Source organism: Pseudomonas sp. B21-059 (assembly GCF_026016285.1).
GTDB classification, from domain to species: Bacteria; Pseudomonadota; Gammaproteobacteria; order Pseudomonadales; family Pseudomonadaceae; genus Aquipseudomonas; species Aquipseudomonas danubii.
The window spans coordinates 3,988,458-4,008,766 of the sequence record NZ_CP087201.1; the positions used below are offsets into that span (position 1 = coordinate 3,988,458).

11 protein-coding genes are annotated in these 20,309 nt (G+C 68.4%); 2 read left to right on the plus strand and 9 right to left on the minus strand.

Annotated elements, in window-relative coordinates:
• Window positions 1-134 precede the first annotated feature (134 nt).
• Window positions 135-1,076 carry an alpha/beta hydrolase gene (locus tag LOY69_RS17665; protein WP_265073314.1) on the plus strand — a complete coding sequence of 314 codons (942 nt, stop codon included), beginning with the start codon at window positions 135-137 and terminating at the stop codon, window positions 1,074-1,076.
• A gap of 189 nt (window positions 1,077-1,265) precedes the next feature.
• On the opposite strand, the gene LOY69_RS17670 is transcribed toward LOY69_RS17665, so the two are convergent.
• The 9 genes from LOY69_RS17670 to LOY69_RS17710 are packed head-to-tail and all read right to left on the minus strand — an operon-like array spanning window position 1,266 to window position 18,984.
• Window positions 1,266-2,699, minus strand: coding sequence for an isochorismate synthase (locus LOY69_RS17670; RefSeq protein ID WP_265073315.1), 1,434 nt, complete (start codon window positions 2,697-2,699; stop codon window positions 1,266-1,268).
• The gene (locus LOY69_RS17675; RefSeq protein WP_265073316.1) at window positions 2,692-3,015 is read right to left on the minus strand and encodes an isochorismate lyase; all 324 of its coding nucleotides are present in this window, start codon (window positions 3,013-3,015) and stop codon (window positions 2,692-2,694) included. The genes LOY69_RS17670 and LOY69_RS17675 overlap by 8 nt, the downstream gene beginning before the upstream one ends.
• A 23-nt stretch (window positions 3,016-3,038) precedes the next feature.
• Window positions 3,039-3,818, minus strand: a complete 780-nt coding sequence (locus LOY69_RS17680; RefSeq protein WP_110652742.1) for a thioesterase II family protein — start codon at window positions 3,816-3,818, stop codon at window positions 3,039-3,041.
• Entirely contained in the window at window positions 3,815-4,930 is a 1,116-nt protein-coding gene (locus tag LOY69_RS17685) for a saccharopine dehydrogenase NADP-binding domain-containing protein (RefSeq protein WP_265073317.1), read from the minus strand. The genes LOY69_RS17680 and LOY69_RS17685 overlap by 4 nt, the downstream gene beginning before the upstream one ends.
• Complete coding sequence (locus LOY69_RS17690; RefSeq protein WP_265073318.1) at window positions 4,927-10,347, minus strand: non-ribosomal peptide synthetase; 5,421 nt, start codon at window positions 10,345-10,347, stop codon at window positions 4,927-4,929. Before LOY69_RS17690 ends, LOY69_RS17685 begins: the two co-directional genes overlap by 4 nt.
• The gene (locus LOY69_RS17695) at window positions 10,344-13,826 is read right to left on the minus strand and encodes an amino acid adenylation domain-containing protein (RefSeq protein WP_265073319.1); all 3,483 of its coding nucleotides are present in this window, start codon (window positions 13,824-13,826) and stop codon (window positions 10,344-10,346) included. Before LOY69_RS17695 ends, LOY69_RS17690 begins: the two co-directional genes overlap by 4 nt.
• Window positions 13,819-15,582 carry an ABC transporter ATP-binding protein gene (locus tag LOY69_RS17700; protein WP_265073320.1) on the minus strand — a complete coding sequence of 588 codons (1,764 nt, stop codon included), beginning with the start codon at window positions 15,580-15,582 and terminating at the stop codon, window positions 13,819-13,821. The genes LOY69_RS17695 and LOY69_RS17700 overlap by 8 nt, the downstream gene beginning before the upstream one ends.
• Window positions 15,579-17,330 carry an ABC transporter ATP-binding protein gene (locus tag LOY69_RS17705; RefSeq protein ID WP_265073321.1) on the minus strand — a complete coding sequence of 584 codons (1,752 nt, stop codon included), beginning with the start codon at window positions 17,328-17,330 and terminating at the stop codon, window positions 15,579-15,581. The genes LOY69_RS17700 and LOY69_RS17705 overlap by 4 nt, the downstream gene beginning before the upstream one ends.
• A complete protein-coding gene (locus LOY69_RS17710) occupies window positions 17,317-18,984 on the minus strand; it encodes a (2,3-dihydroxybenzoyl)adenylate synthase (protein ID WP_102880208.1) in 1,668 nt (555 codons plus the stop codon). The genes LOY69_RS17705 and LOY69_RS17710 overlap by 14 nt, the downstream gene beginning before the upstream one ends.
• A gap of 375 nt (window positions 18,985-19,359) precedes the next feature.
• Here LOY69_RS17710 and LOY69_RS17715 point away from each other — a divergent pair, with 375 nt between their 5' ends.
• Window positions 19,360-20,262 carry a helix-turn-helix domain-containing protein gene (locus LOY69_RS17715; RefSeq protein WP_102863102.1) on the plus strand — a complete coding sequence of 301 codons (903 nt, stop codon included), beginning with the start codon at window positions 19,360-19,362 and terminating at the stop codon, window positions 20,260-20,262.
• Window positions 20,263-20,309 lie beyond the last annotated feature (47 nt).

A 20,309-nucleotide genomic window follows, 5' to 3' on the forward strand; every position in this document is an offset into this window, starting at 1 on the left:
CCACGACGTCTGTTACCCCTCCCCCCGTAGCATTTTCTAACCTTTGCCGCCGACCGCTGCGCTGAAAATGAGTGCCGTCATCCCGGCACATCTGTTAAAAACGCGCTGTCGTCCGTCCTGTGGTGAAGCCCTGCATGTCCCCATCCCTGTCCCAGCGCCTGCGCCGTCGCTGGTTTGCGCTGCTGTGCCTGGCCACACTGATCGTCGGCCTGCCGGTGAGCTGTGCGGTGCTCGAACACAAGGAGCGCCAACTGGTGTTTCGCATCGAGCCGGGCAACGCCGGCTGGTATCGCGGTCTGCCCAGCACAGTGCAGGAACTGCAACTCAAACCGCAAAGCTTCAAGCCCGGACAGAACATCCACGCCTGGTGGTGGCCGGCCAAACGCGCCGATGCCCCGGCGATCCTCTACCTGCACGGCGTGCGCTGGAACCTCACCGGCCAGTTGTTTCGCATCGAGCAACTGCACGCCCTGGGCTACTCGGTGCTGGCCATCGATTACCGGGGGTTCGGCCAGAGCCATGGCGACCTGCCCTCGGAAAGCAGCGTGTATGAAGACGCGCGCGTCGCCTGGGAGCGGCTCAAGGTGCTGCAACCCGATGCCAGCAAACGCCTGATCTACGGCCACTCCCTGGGAGGGGCGGTGGCCATCGACCTGGCTGCCGAACTGGGGCGCAATGCTGCCGCCGAAAAGACCCCGATTGCCGCTCGCGGGCTGATCGTCGAATCCACCTTCACCACCCTGGCCGATGCCGCTGCCGCAGCGACCAAGACCTCGCTGCCGGTACGCTGGCTGCTGTCACAGAAGTTCGACTCCATCGACAAGATCGGCGACATCGGCATGCCGCTGCTAGTGGTGCACGGCCTCAACGACGACTACGTACCGCCGCGCCTGAGCCAGCAACTGTTCAAGGCCGCCCTGGAGCCGAAGAAACTGCTGCTGGTGCCCGGCGGCACCCACAACAACAGCATGCGCCTGGCGGGCAAGGACTACGGCCAGGCGATCAATGCCCTGCTGCGGACCAGGCCGGCGTCCAGCATCGCCGGCCCGGCAGCGGTCACGGTGCCCACTGGCTGAACCTGCAGACCAGGGCTCCAAGCGCTCGCCAGGCAAGGCCCTGTGTACCGAACGCGGCCCGGCCTTTTCGCAGCTTCGCAGGCTCAGCAGCGGCTACAGGAAACCCTCTGTGTAGCCGCTGCCGCAGGCTGCGCAAGGCACCGAAGGGGCCTCGGCGCCCTCAGGATCGCTGCGAGCCTGCGCCAGCGTCTACAAGGCGCTTTGTCCGGCGCTCACTGCCACGCTCGGCAAGGCCGCTGGCGGACACAACGCGTCGCCAATGGTGCGCAACTTCAGGCAGGTTTCCTGGTACTCACTCGCTGGGTCCGACTCGCCCACAATCCCGCAGCCGGCAAACAGGTGCGCCTGGTTGCCGCGAATCAAGGCCGAGCGCAGGGCCACGGCAAATTCGCCATCACCCTCGGCGTTGAGCCAGCCCACCGGGGCGGCGTACCAGCCACGGTCCAGTTGCTCATGCTCGCGGATATACCCCAGGGCCTTGGCCCGAGGCAGGCCGCCCACCGCCGGGGTCGGGTGCAGGGCGTCGACCAGTTGCAGCAGGTCCACCTGGGGCCGCAACCGCCCCAGCACCGGGGTCAGCAGGTGCTGGACGTGGGCCAGGCGGTGCAGTTGCGGCTGCGCAGGAATCTCCAGCATGGCGCAATAGGGCTGCAGCGCTTCGCGCAGGGTCTGCACCACCAGGGCGTGCTCGTGGCGATCCTTGGCGCTGTCCATCAGGCCCTGGCCCAGTTCGGCGTCCTGTTGCTCGTGCTGACCGCGGGCGCAGGTGCCGGCCAGGGCCACGGTGCTCAAGGTGCCCCGGGCCACGCGCACCAGACGTTCGGGGGTGGCGCCGAGGAAGCAACTGTCGCCGCGGCTGAAGGCAAACAGAAAGGCCTGGGGATAGGCCGCCCTGAGGTTCTCCAGCAAGGGGCCGCAGGGAATGCTGCGCGGGGCCCGCAAGCAGACTTCCCGGGCCAGCACCACTTTGCTCAGTTCACCGGCGTTGATCCGGCCGATGGCGCCGGCGACGGTGGCCTGCCACTGCTCGGCGCCCAGGGCGTCGTCGTCCTGCCGGGTGCCCACCGGCACCTGCAGTGACGGTGCATGGGCGTAGCGGACCTGCAGCAGGTTCCATTCCGCCGCAAGGCCGGCAGCGCAATGGGCCACATCGGCGCCCGGCTCGATCCACAGGCTGAACAGCCAGTGCTGCTGTTCGCCTTCGCGCAACAACAGAATCCGTGGCAGCACCAGGGAGGTGGCGACGAACGACTGCCACTGGGTACTGCGCGGCGCCTGGGGATCGAAGGCGAAGCCGCCGCACAGATAAGCCTTGCGCGGGCCGACCTGATGGGCCTGCTCCAGCAGTTGGCGCCAGGCCTGGGTACTGGCGGCAAAGCGCTCGGCGGCCGGCGGGCTGATTTCCTCGGTGCAGCCGAACCCGGCCAGGGCCAGAGCGCCCTGGTCGCTGGACCAGAACAGGCTCTGGCCGAACACCTGACGGTTGGCGGCAAACAGCCGCAGTGGCTCCAGGCGCTCGGCGGCCAGGCTGAACACCACCAGTACCGCGCGACTCTTGCGCCGAGCCTGGGCCTCGCCTTCACGCAGGGCCTGGGTCAGCCCGGACAGGCACGACTCATTCATTACCGACTCCTTGCTCAAGCCCGCGCTGAACGCGCCAGTGGCGCACTTGCTGGGCGATGTTCCAGTGGATGATCTGGGCAAACAGCGGCACCACGAACATCGGGTCCAGGTCCGCCTGCTCCGCCCATTGCTGACGCTGCGGGAGCATCGCCGCAACCCGCTCCGGCGCGGCGATGCTGTCCTGGGTCGGCTTGAATTGCGCGGCCGCCTTGACGTAGGCCAGGCGCTGGCCGAGGGCCTGGATGATCTGCTGGTCCAGGGTGTCGATCGCCCAGCGGATGTCTTCCAGGGCGCTGCATTGCTCGGGGGTTTTCATGTTGATGACTACCAAGGGAAAATTCACGGGGTCGAGGGCCAGCAGTGCCACGGCTGCTCGCCGTGGCCGGCCAGCAGCCGGGTCAGGTGCCGCAGCACTTCGGCCTGCTGCTCGCGCAGATAGAAGTGAGCACCGGGGAAACTCTGGAAGTCGGTGACCTGGGCGCTGACCTCGGCCCAGGCATAGGCTTCGTCCGCATCGACTTCCGGGTCCTGGCCCCCCAGGCACACGCTCAGGGGCAGGTCCAGGGCGCGGCCGATGTCGCCGCGATAGGACTCGATCAGCCGATAGTCGTTACGCAGTGCCGGCAGGTACAGGTCCCGCAGCGTCGGGTCGTCCAACAGGGACGGCGCACCATCGGACAGGCGCCGTACATCCGCCAGCAACGCCTCGTCCGACCCCAGGTGCAGCTCGCTGTGGCGCTGGCGATGGGGCGCCGGGTGTGCCGACACAATCAGGCGCTGAGGGGCCGAGCCTTGCTGCTGCATGCGCCCCGCCACTTCATAGGCCAGGGCCGCGCCCATGCTGTGGCCGAACAGCACCAGGGGCCGGTCCACCAGGTCCGACAGGGCCCGGGTGATAGTGCCCGCCATCCACTCCAGGCTGCCGGGCCAGGTCTCGTTGAGGCGCTCTTCACGCCCCGGGTACTGCACGCTGATCAACTCGATATCGGCGGGCAACCCCGCCCGCCAGTCATTGAAAAAACTCGCGCTGCCCCCGGCATGGGGCAGGCACACCAGCCGGCAGCGCGGCGGTTGCGGCTGCGGGTAACGGCGCAGCCAGGCACTGGGAGCCTTTCTCACAGCACACCCTCCTCTAGCTCGGCCAGTGGGTTACCGACGCTGTGGCCCAGGCTGACCCGGGTGTCCGGCAACCACTGACAGACCTGCTCCAGGCAGGCTTGGGCATCCAGCACCTGGGCCGCGTAATGCAGGCCTTGGGGCAATAGCTGCCAATGCAGCGCGCAAAACGCCGCGACGCTGCCGGTCAACCGCGAACCGTCTCCGGCACGCAACCAGGCACTGGCCTGCTGCGGGCGGCCATCACGCAGGCCGTCGACCTCCACCGCCAGCAGTTGGTATGGCCGCCGTCCGGCGACATCCAGGGCACTGGCCTGGACCAGCGCGGCGATGTTCTGCGGCGTGTTGCGCGCCTCTGGCGCCGAGCCCTGGATACGCTGCAAAGTCGCCGCCAGTTGCCCGCCCTCGAACAGGTTGAAGCCCTGTCCATGGGGCACTTGCAGGTCACTGAACAAGCGCTGCTGCTCGGTGCTCAGGTAGGGATAGGCCTGTACCCCGGCCACCGGCAGCCAGTCCCGTTGCAGAGGCTGCCGGGCGCTGCCCGTGCTGCGCTCCACCTGTCCCTCGCGCCAGCCGCACTGGGCCTGGCCGAAGCCATTGCCCAGGCTCAGCAGGAAGTCCTCGGCGGCCGTGACGGACAGCCGTCCCAGGCCGCCGGCATAGCAGCGCATCTCGTCGACTCGCTGGAAGGACTGCGCCAGCAACCGCGGAAACACCCCCGACAGCCCCGGCAGCATGCCCGCCGACAACAGCACCCGGCGCCCTGCGGGCACTTGACCGGCCAGACGCTCGTGCACCGGGTCGTCGCCGCCCACATCCAGGTAATCGGCGCCCGCCGCCAGCGCGGCCCGGGCCACCCGATCGAGAATCCGGTAGCTGGGCCCGGCGCAGTTGATCACCAGGGTGCAGCCGGCGCAAAAGCTGGCCAGGCTTTGCTCATCCCACAGGTCCAGGGCGCGCACGTCGGCGCACGCCCCCAACTGCTGGTTCAACTGCTCGGCCTGCTGACGGTCGCGTCCGCCCAGGCGCAAGGCAAGCCTGGGTGCCAGCAGTTGCGCCACCTGACGGCCGACGCTGCCATACGCGCCGACCAGACCAATGAGCGCCCCACTCATGCCGCCACCTCGGCGGCGTCGAAGGCCCGGGCCACGGCTTGCACCTGGGGCTGCTGCATGCAACTGAAGTGATCCCCGGGCACATCCACCACCCGCAGTTCGCCCAGGCACAGGGCCTGCCAGTAAGCGCTCATGTCGCGGTGCATGCCCGGCAGCACCTGGACCTCGCCGCTCTGGCGAATGAACAGCAAGTCGCCCTGATACGGCGTGGCCTCATGCAGGGCCACCGCCGCCAGACTGTGACGCAACACCTGCAATTGCTCGCGCAGCCAGTCCAGGTCACTCAACTGCGAACCGGCGTGGCGCATGGCTTCGGCAATCGCCTGCAGGCGCTGCTCGGGGGTCTTCTCTGCCAGGCGCCGCAGACAGGCCAGGGCCGAGGTGCATTGGCCATCGTCGCTCAAGGCCAACAGCGAACCCTGGGGCACCCGTCCTGGGGTCTGGGCCAGGACCCGGGCGATGCTGCGCTCCATGGCCTGCTCGTCCTCGGGATACCCCAGCACCAGCGGATCGGCCTGCATCACCCGGGCGAACACGTACTCGGCCAAGAGGTCGTCCTCGATCATGAACGGCACCCGGTAGCTGCTGATCACGCTCAGCTGCAGCACCTCGATGGAACGCGCCGCCAGGCATGCCGCCAGTTCGGTGGCCAGCAACCCGCCCAGGCAGTAGCCGACGATGCTCACCTGGCGCCGGCCTTCGGCCTGCAGGGTGTCGGCATAGCGCTCGGCCAACCGGCGAATCGCCGTGGCCGGCTCCAGCGCCAGATACCCCGGCACGTCGTTGAGCACCAACCCTTCCAGGGGCGCGTCTTCCCCCAGGGCAGCGAACAGCGCGCGATACGGCGCCAGGGTGCCGCTGCCATCGTGGACGAAGATCCGCGTCGGGCCCTGCACCTTGTCGCTGATGCGCACCAGCGGTGAATCGCCTTGCCCACCCTGCCCGCGCAGGTAGTCGGCCAGGGCCGCCACGGTGGGCTGGTTGATCAACTGCCGCAGCAAGTCGCTCCAGGGCAACTGCCGGGCCTGGGGCAAGGCTTCGCGCAGGCGACCCACCACTTGCGCCACCAGCAACGAGTCGCCGCCCAGTTCGAAGAAGCCCTGCTCGCGGCCCACCGCCGGCACCCGCAACAGGGTCTGCCAGACCTCGGCGATGCTGCGTTCCAGATCGTCCACCGGCGCCGCGCCGCTGTTGACCTGTTGCTCGGGCCCGGCCATGCCGATCCGGGCCAGGGCCTGGCGGTCGACCTTGCCGTTGGCGGTCAGGGGCATCTCATCGAGGATCTGCCAGTCCGCCGGGATCATGTAGTCCGGCAGACGCTGGGCCAGATGGGCACGCAGTGGCTCGGGCTCCAGGGTCTGGCGCTCGCTCTTGAAGCGGGTGATGAACAGGTGCTGACCGATCTGCGACATGGCGTCATCGGCCTTGGGCAGGCACAGCGGGGTTTCGCCCCCGGCCTCCAGCAGCAACTGCTGCCACTGCTCGCGCCGGATGAAGGTGGTGTCCAGTTCCGCACGGAAATCCTCGAACGCGGTCAGGCCTTCCTTGAATTCCATGGAGGCCATGATCTGGTAAGTGTCGCGGGTGGCCTCGATGAAGATCAGCCAGCCGCCCGGGGCCAGCATCTCCCGCAGCCGCGCCAGCACCCGGCTGGCATGCCGCGAGTTGTGCAGCACGTTGGCGCAGAGAATCACGTCCAGGGAGTTGGCGGCCACGCCCTGGGTCCAGTGGTCCTGGTTGAGGTCGAACAGCCCGTAGCTGACCCAGGGATAGGCGGCGAAATGTTCCCGGGCCTCGTTGAGGAAGAACTGCGACAGGTCGGTGAACTGGTAGTTCACCGGCAGGCCGTCCAGGGCCGGGATCAAATCGGCGCTGGTGCCGCCGACCCCGGCGCCGATTTCCAGCAGGCGCAGGCGCTGACCGGCAGGACGCTGGCGGATGATCTCCTGCACCGCGGCGCACACCGCCTGGTTCAGGTACTGGCTGATCAGGTTCTTGCGGTAGGCGCCCTCGGCGGTATCGGTACGGCCCTCGGGGAACAGCAGGTGCAGCGGGTCCAGCTGGTCGCTCATCAGCGCCGGCAGTTGCTCCTGGCTCTCGCGCAGATAACGCAGGACCTCGGCGCCCCAGCCTACGCAAGGCTCCAAGGCTTCGATGCGCTGCCACAGCTGAAGGTATTCCTCGCGCTGCACCCGCAGGTCCGAGTAGCCACCGGACTGCCGGTCATGCTGCACCAGCCCTTCTTGGGCCAGGGCCTGCAACCAGCGCCGGATCAAGCGCTGGTTGCGCGGCGCGACCTCGCTCAAGGCCCACACTTCTTCCAGGGAGTGACGCTGCCCCGCCTGCTGGAACAGCCCGGGACGCTGTAGGGCCAGGCCCATGGACAGCAGCGCGGCGCGCTCGACACAGGCCGACATCTCGCTGACCAGGGCATCGCTCAGGTCACCGCGCACGGCCTGGGCCGCGGCCTGGGTACGCGCCTCCAGCTGCTCCGGCCAGGCCAGCGGCATGTCCCGCAAACTGGCCCGCAGACAGGCCTGCAGCCGCCGTTCGAAGGCCCCTTCGCCTGCGGCCACCACCACCGCGGACTCCACATGGGGATGGCTGAGCAGTGCACTTTCCACCTCCGCCAACTCGATGCGATGACCGCGCACCTTGACCTGGAAATCCTCGCGACCAAGGAACTCGATCAGGCCATCTTCCCGGTAGCGGCCCAGGTCGCCGGTGCGGTACAGGCGCTCGCCGCTGCGAGGGTGATCGACAAAGCGCTCGGCGGTTTTCTCGGCATCCCCCAGGTAACCCAGGGCCAGGCCGCTACCGGCGATGTACAGCTCGCCGGCCACCCCTTGAGGACGGTCGCGGCCCTGCTCGTCGAGGACCATGAAGCGCTGGTTGGCCAGGGGCGCGCCGTAAGGAATGCTGCGCCACTGCGGATCGACCTGGGTGATCGGATAGTAGATCGACCAGATGGCCGCTTCCGTGGCCCCCCCGAGGCTGATCAGCCGCAACTGCGGCAACAGCTGGGCAGCCTCCGCCGGCAGGTTCAGGGGAATCCAGTCCCCCGACAGCAGCGCCAGGCGCAAGGCTCCGGGGGCCATCGACGGCACCGCCTGCAGGTAGTGGGTAAGCATCTGCAATTGCGCCGGCACCGAGTTCCACAGCGTGACCCCGTGCTCCCGGGCACACGCCGCCCAGTGCGAAGGATCGGCGCGGCGTTGCGGGTCGGGCAGCACCAGGGCGCCGCCCACGGCCAGCAGGCCGAAGAGGTCATACACCGACAGGTCGAAGCCCAGGCTGGCCAGGGCCAGGACCCGATCCTCGGCGCCGATGGCAAAGCGCTGGTTGATGTCGACGATGGTATTGAGCGCCGCCTGATGGCTGATCATCACGCCCTTGGGCACCCCGGTGGAGCCGGAGGTATAGATCACGTAGGCCAGCTGCTGCGGATCGATGTCCAGCACCGACAACGGAGCTTGCGCCGCCAGCGGGCCCTGATCGACCTGGATCACCTGGATCACCCGCGCCGGCCAGCACAACTCATCGCTCAACCAGGACTGACTGAGCACCCGGCCGACCTCGGCGTTATCCAGGATCAACTGGCGCCGGGCCTCGGGCTGGTTGGTGTCCAGGGGCAGATAGGCCGCCCCCGCCCGCAGAATGCCCAGCACCGCGATCACCTGCTCCAGGCCCTTGTCCATGCACACCGCGACCCGCTCTCCCGGCTGGCAGCCGGCGTTCAGCAGGGCCTCGGCCACGGCTTCGGCGCGTCCGGCCAGCTCGCCGTAGCTCAGTTGCCCGGCACCCTGGATCAAGGCCACACGCTGGGGCGCAGCAGCTGCCTGACGCCAGAACGGCTCATGCAACCCGCCGGTGGGCAACGGCGCCGCTGTCTGGTTCACCAGCTCGCGTTGCAGGCGCTGGGCCGCCGGCAATTCCAGGCAATCGTCCAGGGTCCAGGCCGAGGGTTCCCGGGCCAGGCGCTTGAGCAGCCGTTCAAAGGTATCGAACAAGTCGTCGAGCAGCGCCTCGCTGAATACCCCTTCGCGAATGTCCCAGTTGATCGCCAGGCCGTTGTCCCGTTCGCTGACCTGGCAATCGATCAGCACCTGGGGCGTCTGGCTGATGCCGAACACCAGCTCGGCCCCTGGCATGAAGGCCCCGCCGCCGCTTTCGCCACCAGCGCCCAGGGTGCTGGTGAAGGCGTACGGCATCAGCGCCGCATCCTGGCCCTTGCGCCGCGCCAGCTCGCGCAGCACTTCGATGCCCGAGCACAGGCGATGGTCCATGTCCTGCCACAGCCGCTCCTGCAACTGCTGGCTGCGCTGGCCGAAACTGCCCCCTTGCAGGGTCTGCACTTCCAGCAGTTCCACCGAGCTGAAATCCCCCACCAAGCGGTCGACCTGAGGGTGCAGGGATAGGCGATTGAGCAGGGTCAGGCTCAGGCAGAAGTGTCCGCGCCGACTCCAGCGGCCCAGGGTTTCGGCATAGGCCGAGAGAATCGCCGCCGACACGCCGACCCCGGCGGCGGCCGCATTCAGGCGCAGGGCGTTGCAGTCCCGCGCTTCCAGGCTCATGGCCCGGCGCTGGAAGCGTGGCCCGGTGGGTGCCCCCAGCAACGGCAGCTCCGGTGCCCCCGGCAGGCTGTCGACCCGCGCCCACCAGTAGTCACGGTCGCGCTGGTAGCGCGGTTGCTCGCGCAGGCGCCGCTCGCCCAGCACGTAGTCGCGGAAGCTGATCTGCGCCGGGGCCGGCAGGGCCTCACCGCGGTACAGCTGCTGCAACTCGGCCAGCAGCATGCGCACGCTCTGGTAGTCGCACACCAGCAGGTCCACCGACAGGTGCAGGCGCGAGGTGTCGCGGCCCTGGCTCACGCACAATTCGATCAAGGGCCATTGCTGAGGCGTGGCGCGGCGCAGTTCCATGCGCTCGCGCAGGGCCTGCAAGGCACTGCCGTCGTCCTGGCTCAGGTCGTGGTTCGCAATGGCGTAATGGGGCACCTGGGGCAGGATGCGCTGGTAGCCCTCCTCCAGCACCACGGCGCGGAGCATCTCGTGACGGGCGATCAGCTGGTTCCAGGCCTGTTCCAGACGCAGCGGGTCGAGGTCCTGCTGGGCGAACTCCAGATAACCGTGACAGGCCACGCCGCCAAAGCTGAAGGCCGTGGTGCGGCCCAGCAGATAGGCCGCCTGCACATCGGTCAGCGGGAAGGGTTCTTCCCGGGCCGGCAGGTCGGCCTCCAGGGTCGGCATCTGCGCCGCCTGCAGCTGTTGCAGCAGCGCGTCCTTGTGTTGCCGAAGTTGCTGCAGGCGCGCGTCGTCCATGACCCCGGCCGGGGCCCGATAACGCAGGCGGCCCTGTTCTTCCCAGAGCTCCACGCCCAGTTGTTGCAGATCCTGTTGCAGTTGCTGCAGCGTCATAACACGCCCTCCACCATTGCGTTCTGAGTGACGGGCCGCTGTTCCCGGCGCGAGGCGAGCAACTGCCCCTGCAGGGCCACGGTGGCCGCGTTGAAAAAGTCCTTGAGCGACAGTTCCAGCTGGAACTGCCGAGCGATGCGTTCGATCAAGCGGGCGGCCAGCAGGCTGTTGCCACCCAAGGCGAAAAAGCCCTGGTGCCGGCCCACCTGTGGCACCTCCAGCAACTCCTGCCAAAGGGCGGCCACGGCCTCTTCCCACTCCCCTTGAGGAGGCTCGGCGCTGTGCGGCGCGATGCCGCGCCGCTGCTCCTGCAGCAGCCACAGCAAGGCCGCGCGATCGACCTTGCCGTTGCTGCTCAGCGGCAGCTCGGCCAGGGTCAGCCAGCTGTCCGGGAGCATGTGTTCGGGCAGCCATTGGCCCAGCCACTGCCGCAGGGCCTGGGTCGAGGGCAGCGGCTCATGGGCCACCAGCACCACCGCCAGCTGCGGCTCGCTGCCGGGCAGCACCAGGCTCAGGGCACGGCTGATGGCCGGGTGGCGCTCCAGGGCCAGGTCGATTTCCGCCAGTTCGATGCGAAAGCCGCGGACCTTGACCTGATGGTCCAGGCGTCCGAGGAACTCCAGGGTGCCGTCGGCCCAGTAGCGACCCTGGTCGCCGGTGCGGTACCAGCGCCCGCCGTCATGCTCGACAAAGCGCTGGGCACTCAGGCTGGGCAGGCCGCGATAGCCCGCGGCAACCCCGGCGCCGCCGATCCACAGCTCGCCGGGCACCCAGTCCGGGCAATCCCGGCCCTGGCTGTCCACCACCCGAAAGCACTGGTTGTCCAGGGGCCGGCCATAAGGGATCGAACGCCAGTGCCCGGGCACCGCGTCCACGTCCTGGCAGTTCGACCAGATCGCCGCCTCGGTGGCGCCGCCCAGGGCCACGAACTGCAGCTCACGCCCCGCCGCCTCTCGCAAACGGCGTGGCAGGTCGAGGCCGACCCAGTCCCCGGAAACCATGGCCAGGCGCAACGACGCCAGGCCGCCAGCGTCCCGTACCTGCAAGGTCAGCATGTCCAGCAGCGCCGGCACCGAGTTCCACAGGGTGACCCGCTGTTCGCGGATCAGGCGCAGCCATTCCTGAGGCTCCTTGCGCAAAGCGTCGGCCGGCAGTACCAGGGCGCCACCGACACTCAAGAGGCCGAACAGGTCGTACACCGACAGGTCGAAATCCAGGGCCGAGACGCCCAGCATCCGATCCTCGGCGCTGACCCGATAACGCCGGTTGAGCGCCTCGATGGTGTTCATCGCCGCCTGGTGCGACAGCTCCACCCCCTTGGGTTCACCGGTGGTGCCGGAGGTGAAGATCACATACGCCAGGGCATCCGCCGCAAGCGGCAAAGGCTGCGCCAGGGCGGCTGCCGGGCGCGCCTGGGCCAGGGTCACCACCCGCAGTGCGGCGAGCCAGATGCCGCCGTCGCGGTGAGCCGTGTCGGTGAGTACCACGCGCACCCCGGCACGCTGATAGATCATGTCGCGTCGGGCCGGTGGCTGCTCGATGCCCACCGGCACGTAGACCGCGCCGGCCGCGAGAATCCCCAGCACCGCGATCACTTGTTCGCGGCCCTTGGGCAGGGTGATCGCCACCGCCTCGCCGGGCTGTACGCCCCACTCCACCAGGGCGCCCGCCAGTTGCAGGGCTTGCCGGGCCAGCTCGGCATAACTCAGCTGGCCCTGGTCACAGATCAGCGCCAGCCGCTCGGGATGGGCCTCGGCCTGCTGGAAGAAACCCTGGTGCAACAGCCGGGCCGGGGTCGCGTGCCGGCAGTCGTTGACCGCGCTGCGCACCCGCTGCTGGTCGGCCGGCAGGGGCAACGGCGCCACCTGTTGCCAGTCATGCTCGCAAAGCCACAGCAGCAGATTGCGATAGGCCTCGAACATCTGCTCCAGCAGGCCCTCGGGGAACAGCCCCTGCACCGCGTCCCAGTTCAGCAGCAGGCCGTCGGCCATGGGGTAGCTCTGGTGATCCAGCCACACCTGGGGCGTCTGCGACAACGCCCAGCCGGGCTCGCCCAGTTGCTGGCGGCAAGTGTCATCGACAAAGGCCGGGCCCAGGTTGCAGGCAAACACCACCGGCGCCCCCTGACCGCCGCCCTGACGCAGGCGCGCACGCTCGCGCAGCACCTCGACCCCGGGCCAGGCGCTGTGGGCGATATCCCGGTGCAACTGAGCCTGCAGCGCCAGGGCCTGCTGGCAGAAATCCAGGGGCTGGCGCTGATCCACTTCCAGCAGCACCAGATTGGAGAAGTCCGCCAGCAGGTGGGGCACGCAAGGGTGCAATTCCTGACGGTTGAACAGCGGCACGTTGAGCAGGAAATGCTGACTGGCACTCCAGCGCCCCAGCACCTGGGCATAGGCGCAGGCCAGCACGCTGGCCAGGGTCAGGCCGTGCTGCCGGCCCTTGTGCTCCAGGGCCTGCAACTGGCCTTTATCCAGGCGCATGGCCAGACGCTGGAAGCGTGGCCTACCCAGTTGCTGCGGCTCCCGGGCCAGGGGCAATTGCGGGCCGTCGGGCAACTCCTCCAGGCGCGGCAGCCAGTAGTCCCGGGCCGCCGCCAGTTGCGGCGCCCGGGCCGCCTGCTCGGCTTTCAGGTAATGGGCAAAGTCCCACTCCAGCACCGGCAGTTGCTGTTCGAGACCGGCATGGATCAGGGCCAGATCTCGCAGCAGGATGCCGATGCTCAGGACATCCGCCACCAGCAGGTCGATGTTCAGGTGCAGACGGCTACGGCCTTCGGGCAGCAGGCTCAGTTGCACATCGAAGACTTCCCCGCTGCTGACCTCCAGGCAGCGGTGCGACAGTTGCTCACGGATCTGCTCAAGGGCCTCGGCGACGCCCACACGGGACGCCTGGCGCAGGTCGTGGACGGTCAGCCCGGGCCAGGGGCTGTGGGGCAGGATGCGCTGGCAGGTTTCATTGATGAAACAGGCCCGCAGCATCGGGTGGCGCTGGCACAGGCGGCGCACGGCCTGCTCCAGGCGCTGGGGTTCCAGGCCCTGGCCATCCAGTTCCTGATACAGGTGGCAACCCACGCCCCCCAGGGGCATGCCCGGATCGCGACCGAACCAGTAGGCCTGCTGCAACGGACTCAGGGCAAAATCGCCGCTCTCCGGGGCGCTGGAAGGGGCGCTGGCCACAGCCTGCAGACGCGGCGCCGCAAGGCCGCGACGGGCCTCGATCAGCGCCCACCAGGCGTCCAGGGTCGGCTGCTGGATGAGTTCGGCAAAACTCAGGGTCACGCCCTCGGCGGCCAGCAACGCCGGCAGGCGCATGATGCTCACCGAATCGAGACCCTGCTCGATCAGCGAAACATCCGCCTCAAGCTCCTCGGGCGCGTAGTCGAGCAGCCGGGCTATGCCCGCGCAGAGGCCTTGGGGTGAATGACTCAGGCCGGCGTGCGCTGGATGAGCGCGTGCCAGTGCTGGGTTATCAGTCATGGTGGACGGTCCTATGGGGTACGGAAGGGGTAGGTCGCAAGCGCCAGCGATTGATCGCCTCGCGCTCGTGGAACAGTTCGCGATAACGGCCGGTAGCCGCCATCAGTTGGGCATGGGTGCCGCGCTGGGCCAGGCGGCCCTGGTCCAGCAGAAGGATCTGCGCGGCATGAGGGGCCAGGGTCGGCTTGTGGGTCACCAGCAGCACCGTGTGCTTGCGCGCCAGTTGCAGCAGGCTGCGGTTGACCCGCGCCTCGCTGATGGCGTCCAGGGCGGCGGTGGGTTCATCCAGCAGGATCAGCGTGGCGTCCTTGAGCATGACCCGGGCCAGGGCCAGGCACTGGCGTTCGCCACCGGAGAGGCTGACACCGCCCTCGCCCACCCGGGTCTGCCAGCCCTGGGGCAGGCGCTGGGCCAGGCGGTCAAGGCCGGTGGCGTGGGCGGCGGCCATCAGTTGTGCCTCACTGGCCTCGGGGCGGCCCAGGCGCAGGTTGTCCAGCAGGCTGGCGGCCAGCGGCGGACAGTCCTGGAACATCAGGGCAATGTCCTGGTCGCGCTGCCGGGCCGAGAGCTGGCGCAGGTCCACGCCCCCCAGCAGGATGGCGCCGCTGCTGACATCGCAAAAGCGCGCCAGCAAGCGCAACAGGCTCGACTTGCCGGAGCCCGAGGCCCCCACCAGCAGGTTCAGGGAGCCCGGTTCCAGCTCGAAGCTGATGTCCTGCAGCAGCGCTCGGCCCTGGCGCACCAGCCCCAGCTCCCGCACCTCGACCCGTTGCCCCTGCGGCGTCTGGGGCTCGCTCGGCTCCGGCAGGGGCGGCAGGTTCAGCAACTGGCACAGGCTGTCCACGCCGTGGCGGGTCTGGCGCAAGGTGGTGCCCAGATTGACCAAGGCACCCATGGGCTCCACCAGGCAAGTGGCGAGCACCGCCAGGGCCAGGTACTGCACGGCCCCGAGACTGCCACCGAGGACCGCGTAGAGCCCGCACAGCAACACAGCGGTGTAGCCGGCCTGGAGCACCACCACCAGCCCCAGGGCCGCCGGAAAAGTGCGCCAATGGGCCCGGCGCTGGGCCTGACGCTGTTGCTGCAAAGCCTCGCCCAGCAGGCTGAAGCCTTCACCGTTGCGCCCGCTGGAGCGCAACAGCGGCTGCTGCCGCAGGAACTCCAGGACCCGCGCCGCCGCTTCGCCGGCCGCCGCTTCGCTGAGGCGCTCGGCCTGCCCGCCCCAACGCACGCCCCAGTGATAGAACAACAGCAGCAGGGGCACACTGGCCAAGGCGGCCAGGGCCATGGAGCGGTCGTAGAAAAACAGCGCCAGCAGCAACGCCAGGGGTGTGAGCAAGGCGTTGGCCATGGGCTGCAGCAGGTGCGCCGGGGCACTCATGATCTGCGCCACGGTGTGGGTCACCATGCGGTTGAGTTCGGCGCCGCGCCGCTCGACGAACCACTCCAGGGGCAGGCGCGCCAACTGCTGGCCGATGCGCAGGTTCAGCGACTGCGCGGCCGCCGCCCCGGCCCTGTAGCCGGCCAGCTGGGCATGGCGGCGCAACCCCAGGCACAGCCCGGCGAACCCGGTAAAAGCCCCAGCCCAGATCCAGGGCGCCTTGCCCGACGCGGCGTCGAAGACCCCGGCAAACGCCATGGGCAGCAAGGCCAGCGCCAGGCCCTGGGCCAAGGCACTGCCCGCCATGGCCAGCAGCGCCCGGCGCAGCAGGCCGGCTTCCTTGGGCTGCAAGCTGCGTAACAGGGCAGCGATCATGACAGGGCCCTCGTCAACGGGGCCGCGCCAAACTGCTCCGCCGCCCACAGCCCGGCATACACCCCCTGCTGATCCAGCAGGGCCTGGTGCCGACCGCACTCGCGCAATTGCCCGCCCTGGAGCACGGCGATCTGGTCGGCGTCCTGAATGCTGCTCAAGCGATGGGCGATCACCAGCACCGTGCGCCCCGCCGCCAACCGCGACAGCGCCTGCTGGATCGCCGCTTCCGATTGCGGATCGCTGGCCGCGGTGGCCTCGTCGAGCACCAGGATCGGTGCCTGGCTGAGCATGGCCCGGGCAATGCCCAGGCGCTGGACCTCGCCGCCGGACAACTGCACGCCGGTGCCCAGCAGGGTGTCATAGCCCTTGGGCAAGGCGCAGATGCGTTCGTGGATCTGCGCGGCCCGAGCCGCCTCTTCGACCTCTGCGAGGCTGGCCTCGGGGCGCCCCAGGCGCAGGTTATCGAGGACGCTGGCGCGCAGCAGACGCACCTCTTGAAAGACAAAGGCCACCTGGCGATACAGGGTCGCGCCGTCCATGTCCCGCAGGTCGACACCGCCGATGCGGATCGCCCCGGCGCTGACATCGGCAAAGCGCGCAAGCAAGGTGGCCAGGGTGGATTTGCCGGCCCCGGAATCCCCCACCAGGGCGGTCAGGGTGCCGGGCTGCAGGCGCAGATCGATGCCCCGCAGCACCTGAGTGCCGTCGGGGTAGCTGAAGTCCACAGAATCGAAGGTCACCAGGGCGCCTTCGGGCTCTCGGGAGAACGCCGGCTGCGCCAGCACCGGCGTGCTCAGTACCGCGCTGATGCGCTGCGCCGCCGCCCGACCCTGGACCAGGGAGTCGGCGCCATGGCCCAGGGCCGCCACCGGCGCCGCCAGGGCCGGGCCCAGCAAGGCAAACGCCAGCAACTGCGCCGGCTGCAACCAGCCGCCGGCAATCAGCGCCACCCCGCCCACCAGCACCAGAGCCAGCACCAGCAGAGGCGAGAGCAGCACTTCGACACTGGCCCCCAGGCCGGCCCAGCGCTCGACCCACTGGGAGAAGAAACGGCCGAAATCCTCTACGGCCTGGAAAAAGTCGTCCTGCACCCGCTCCACCCGGCCAAAGGATTTGACCATGGCGATGCTCTGCACAAAGTTCAGGGTCGCCGTCGACAGCGCGCCCATGGCCGCGCCCAAGCGCTGGCGCTCGGCGTGGTACGCCGGGGTACGCATCACCCGCAGGCGCCACAGCGCAACCAGCGGCGGCGCCAGCACCACCAGGGTCATGGGCAGGCTCACCGTCAACAGGTAGATCAGGCTGGCCAAGGGCACCACCAGGGCCGCCACCAGATTGTTGGGCAGGTGCGCCACCAACTGATGCAGGGCGCCGACATCCTCCAGCAACACCCGCTCGGCGGTTTGCCGCTGCCCATCCAGCCAGGCCAGGGGCACCCGCGCCAGATGGGCAGCGATGCGCTGGCGCAGATGGCGCTGCAGGTCACTGTCGGCCAGATGGGTGATCTGCAACCCCGCCGCCAGCCCCAACAGACGCAGGAGCAAGGCCCCGCCCCCGGCCAGCAGCCAGAAGCCAGCGCGGTCCACGTCCAGCTCACCCGCCAGCAGCAGCGGCGCCAGTTCGGCCACGGCGATCAGCGGCAGCAGGCCCACCAGCGCCGCCAGCACCTGCAGCAGCATCGCCGCCAGCAGACGCCCGCGCACCGGTTGCAACAGTTCAGTCAATCCTGGTTGTTCAGCCACGGGCATCAGTTCCCACCCGGGTTTGGGCCTCAGCACCGAAGTACAAGGCCTGAATGGCCTCACGCAGGTGTTTGCGGCTGACCTTGCCGACCCCGGTCTGGGGAAAGGCCGGGATGAACTCGAAGCGATCCGGCAGCTTGAAGGCCGCCAGGCCCTGGGCCCGCAGATGGCGCAGCAGTTCCACAGCCCGGGGCGCCTGGCCACGGGCAATGACGAAGGCGCAGGTGCGCTCGCCGAGGAAGGCATCGGGCATCGCCACCAGGGCGATGTCGGCCACCGCCGGATGGCTCAGCAACAGGTTCTCCACTTCTTCGGCGGCGATCTTCTCGCCGCCGCGGTTGATCAGGTCCTTGTCCCGCCCTTCCACCATCAGGTAGCCGTCGGCGGTGAGCTGCACCCGGTCACCGGTGCGATAGAAGCCGTCGGCGGTGAAGGCCTGGGCATTGTGCTCGGGATAGCGGTAATAGCCGCGGATGGTGTAGGGGCCACGGGTCAGCAACTGGCCCACCTGCCCCACCGGGACGGGCTGGTCCTGCTCGTCCACCACGCGGATTTCGTCCGCCGGCGACAGGGGCCGACCCTGGGTGTGCAGCACCCGCTGGGGCGGGTCTTGCGGGTCGGTGTAGCAGATCAGCCCTTCGGCCATGCCGAACACTTGCTGCAGGCGGCAACCGAGCACCGGTTCGATACGCCGCGCGGCCTCGAAACTGAGCTTGGCCCCGCCCACCTGCAATAGCTGCAACGACGAAAGACCCCGTCCGCGAGCCTGGGCTGCCTCCATCCAGACCAGGGCCAGGGGCGGCACCAGGGCGGTATGGGTCACGGCTTCGCGCTCGATCAGTTCGAAACAGACCTCCGGGCTTGGCGAGTGGCCGAGCACCACGCGCCCGCCGACCGACAAGGTGCCCATGAACCCCGGGCAGCACATGGGAAAGTTGTGGGCCATGGGCAGCACCGCCAGGTACACGCTGGCACTGGACAAACCGCAGCGCTCGACGCTGGCCCGCAGGTTGTAGAGGTATTCGTTGTGCCGCCGCGGGATCAGCTTGGGAATCCCGGTGGAGCCGCCGGACAACTGGAAGCAGGCCACGGCATCGGCACTCGGCGCCGGGAAAGCCGGCGACGGGGCCGGGTCATACAGGCCATCAAGGGCAGTGAATTCCTCGGCCTCGCCGGCCACTATCACCCACTCCAGGTGCGGATGACCGGCCTTGAGATCCCGGGCCATGGCCCGGTAATCGAAGCCGGCGTCACAGTCGGTGCACAGGTAGGCCCGGGCCTGGGCGAATTCGCAGAAACGACCGATCTCCAGATGCCGGTGCGCCGGCAAAGCGAAGATCGGCCGCACGCCGAGGCGGTACAGGGCAAAGCAGGTTTCGACGAAAGCGCTGCGATTGGGCAATTGCAGGACCACATTGTCCCCGGCCCGCAAGCCCAGGCGGTACAGGCCGGCGGCCAGTTGATCGACCCGCAGGTCCAACTGCCGATAGCTCAGGCGCTGTTCGCCATCGGTCAGCGCCTCGCGCTCGGCAAAAGCCTGGGCCGCCACCCGCAGCAGGTCGCCAAAGGTTTCCTCGCGCCAGTAACCGGCCTGGCGGTAGCGCTGGGCAAACGCCTCGGGCCAAGAGGGGCAATCCTGCAGATCATCGAAAGTGGACATGCTGTCTCCTGAGTTTTTTGACGCAAAAAGCGGCCCTGGACCTGAGGTGCCAGGCCCTTGGAATGAACGGGAAAACGTCGTCAGCGCGGAAGGAAATGAAGCTCCACAGGCGCTCCTGCGGTGCTGTTGCGTGGGGTGTCGTCCATGAAGGGCTGCCGTGCTTGCAAATGAGAGTGATTATTAACCGGCAATTTCCAAGGCCCGGCAATCGGCAGGACATTCGTTTGCGCGGCTTTTTCTTTTGATTGCGCGGCGCGGCCCCGGCAGGCCCTGACAGGACGGGGCTGGAAAGCTAAAGGATAATCATTCTTAATTACAGGGGCGGATTTTCCTGATAGCTTATGGCCTCTTTTTCGGGTTCACAGGGAGTTCGCCATGCTCAGCCCCCACGCTGCGCCGCAGCCTGTCCAAAGGGATTTCACCCTGCAGTTTCCCAATCCGCAGCACGCCGGCACGGCGGCGGTGGTGCCGGAAATCACCTTGTCCACCGGGACTGTGCTGATGGACAGCCAGATGTGGATGCAAGAGCCGCTCTGGCAAGGTTTGAAAATCATCCTGGTGCTCAGCGGCCAGCTCAATTGCCGGGTCGAGGGCCAGCCGGAAGTGGAAATTCGCGGCCCGACCCTGTGCGCCGTGGCCAACCAGGGCGAGCACTGCGGCGACCACCTGTTCGCCCGTGGCGTACCGGTGCGCTACACCACGGTGCAGCTGGACTTCCCGTCGATCCGCAATGCCGGCCTGGAACCCGAGCGCCTGCTGGACCCGCGAGGCGGCGGGCCGATGCTGTTCTGCCAGCCGGCCAGCAAGCCACTGCTGGCCCTGGCCCAGCAAATCTTCACCTGCCCACTGCAAGGCCCGACCCGCTCCTTCTACCTGGGAGGCAAGGCCCTGGAGCTCACCGCCCTGGGGGTCGAGGGCATCCTCGCCCATGCCGAGTCGCGGCCGCTGCAGGACAGCCCCGGCAGCGCGGCGGACATCGAACGTATCCACGCCGCTCGGGACCTGCTGCTCAACTCATTGCAGGACTCGCCGTCGCTGTCGGAGCTGTCGCGTCAGGTGGGTCTGAATCCGCGCAAGCTCACCGCCGGCTTTCGCCAGGTGTTCGGCACCAGCGTCTATGCCTACCTGCAGGAGCAGCGCCTGGGCGAGGCTTACCGTTTGCTGGCCAGTGGCGAGACCAATGTCTCCAGCGCGGCCTATCGGGTCGGCTACAGCCCGGCGCATTTCTCCACCGCCTTTCGCAAGCGCTTCGGGGTTTCGCCCAAGTCCCTGCGCTGAGTCCGGCGCGCTTGCCCTTGACCTTGCCCCGCCGTACCGCAAACGAA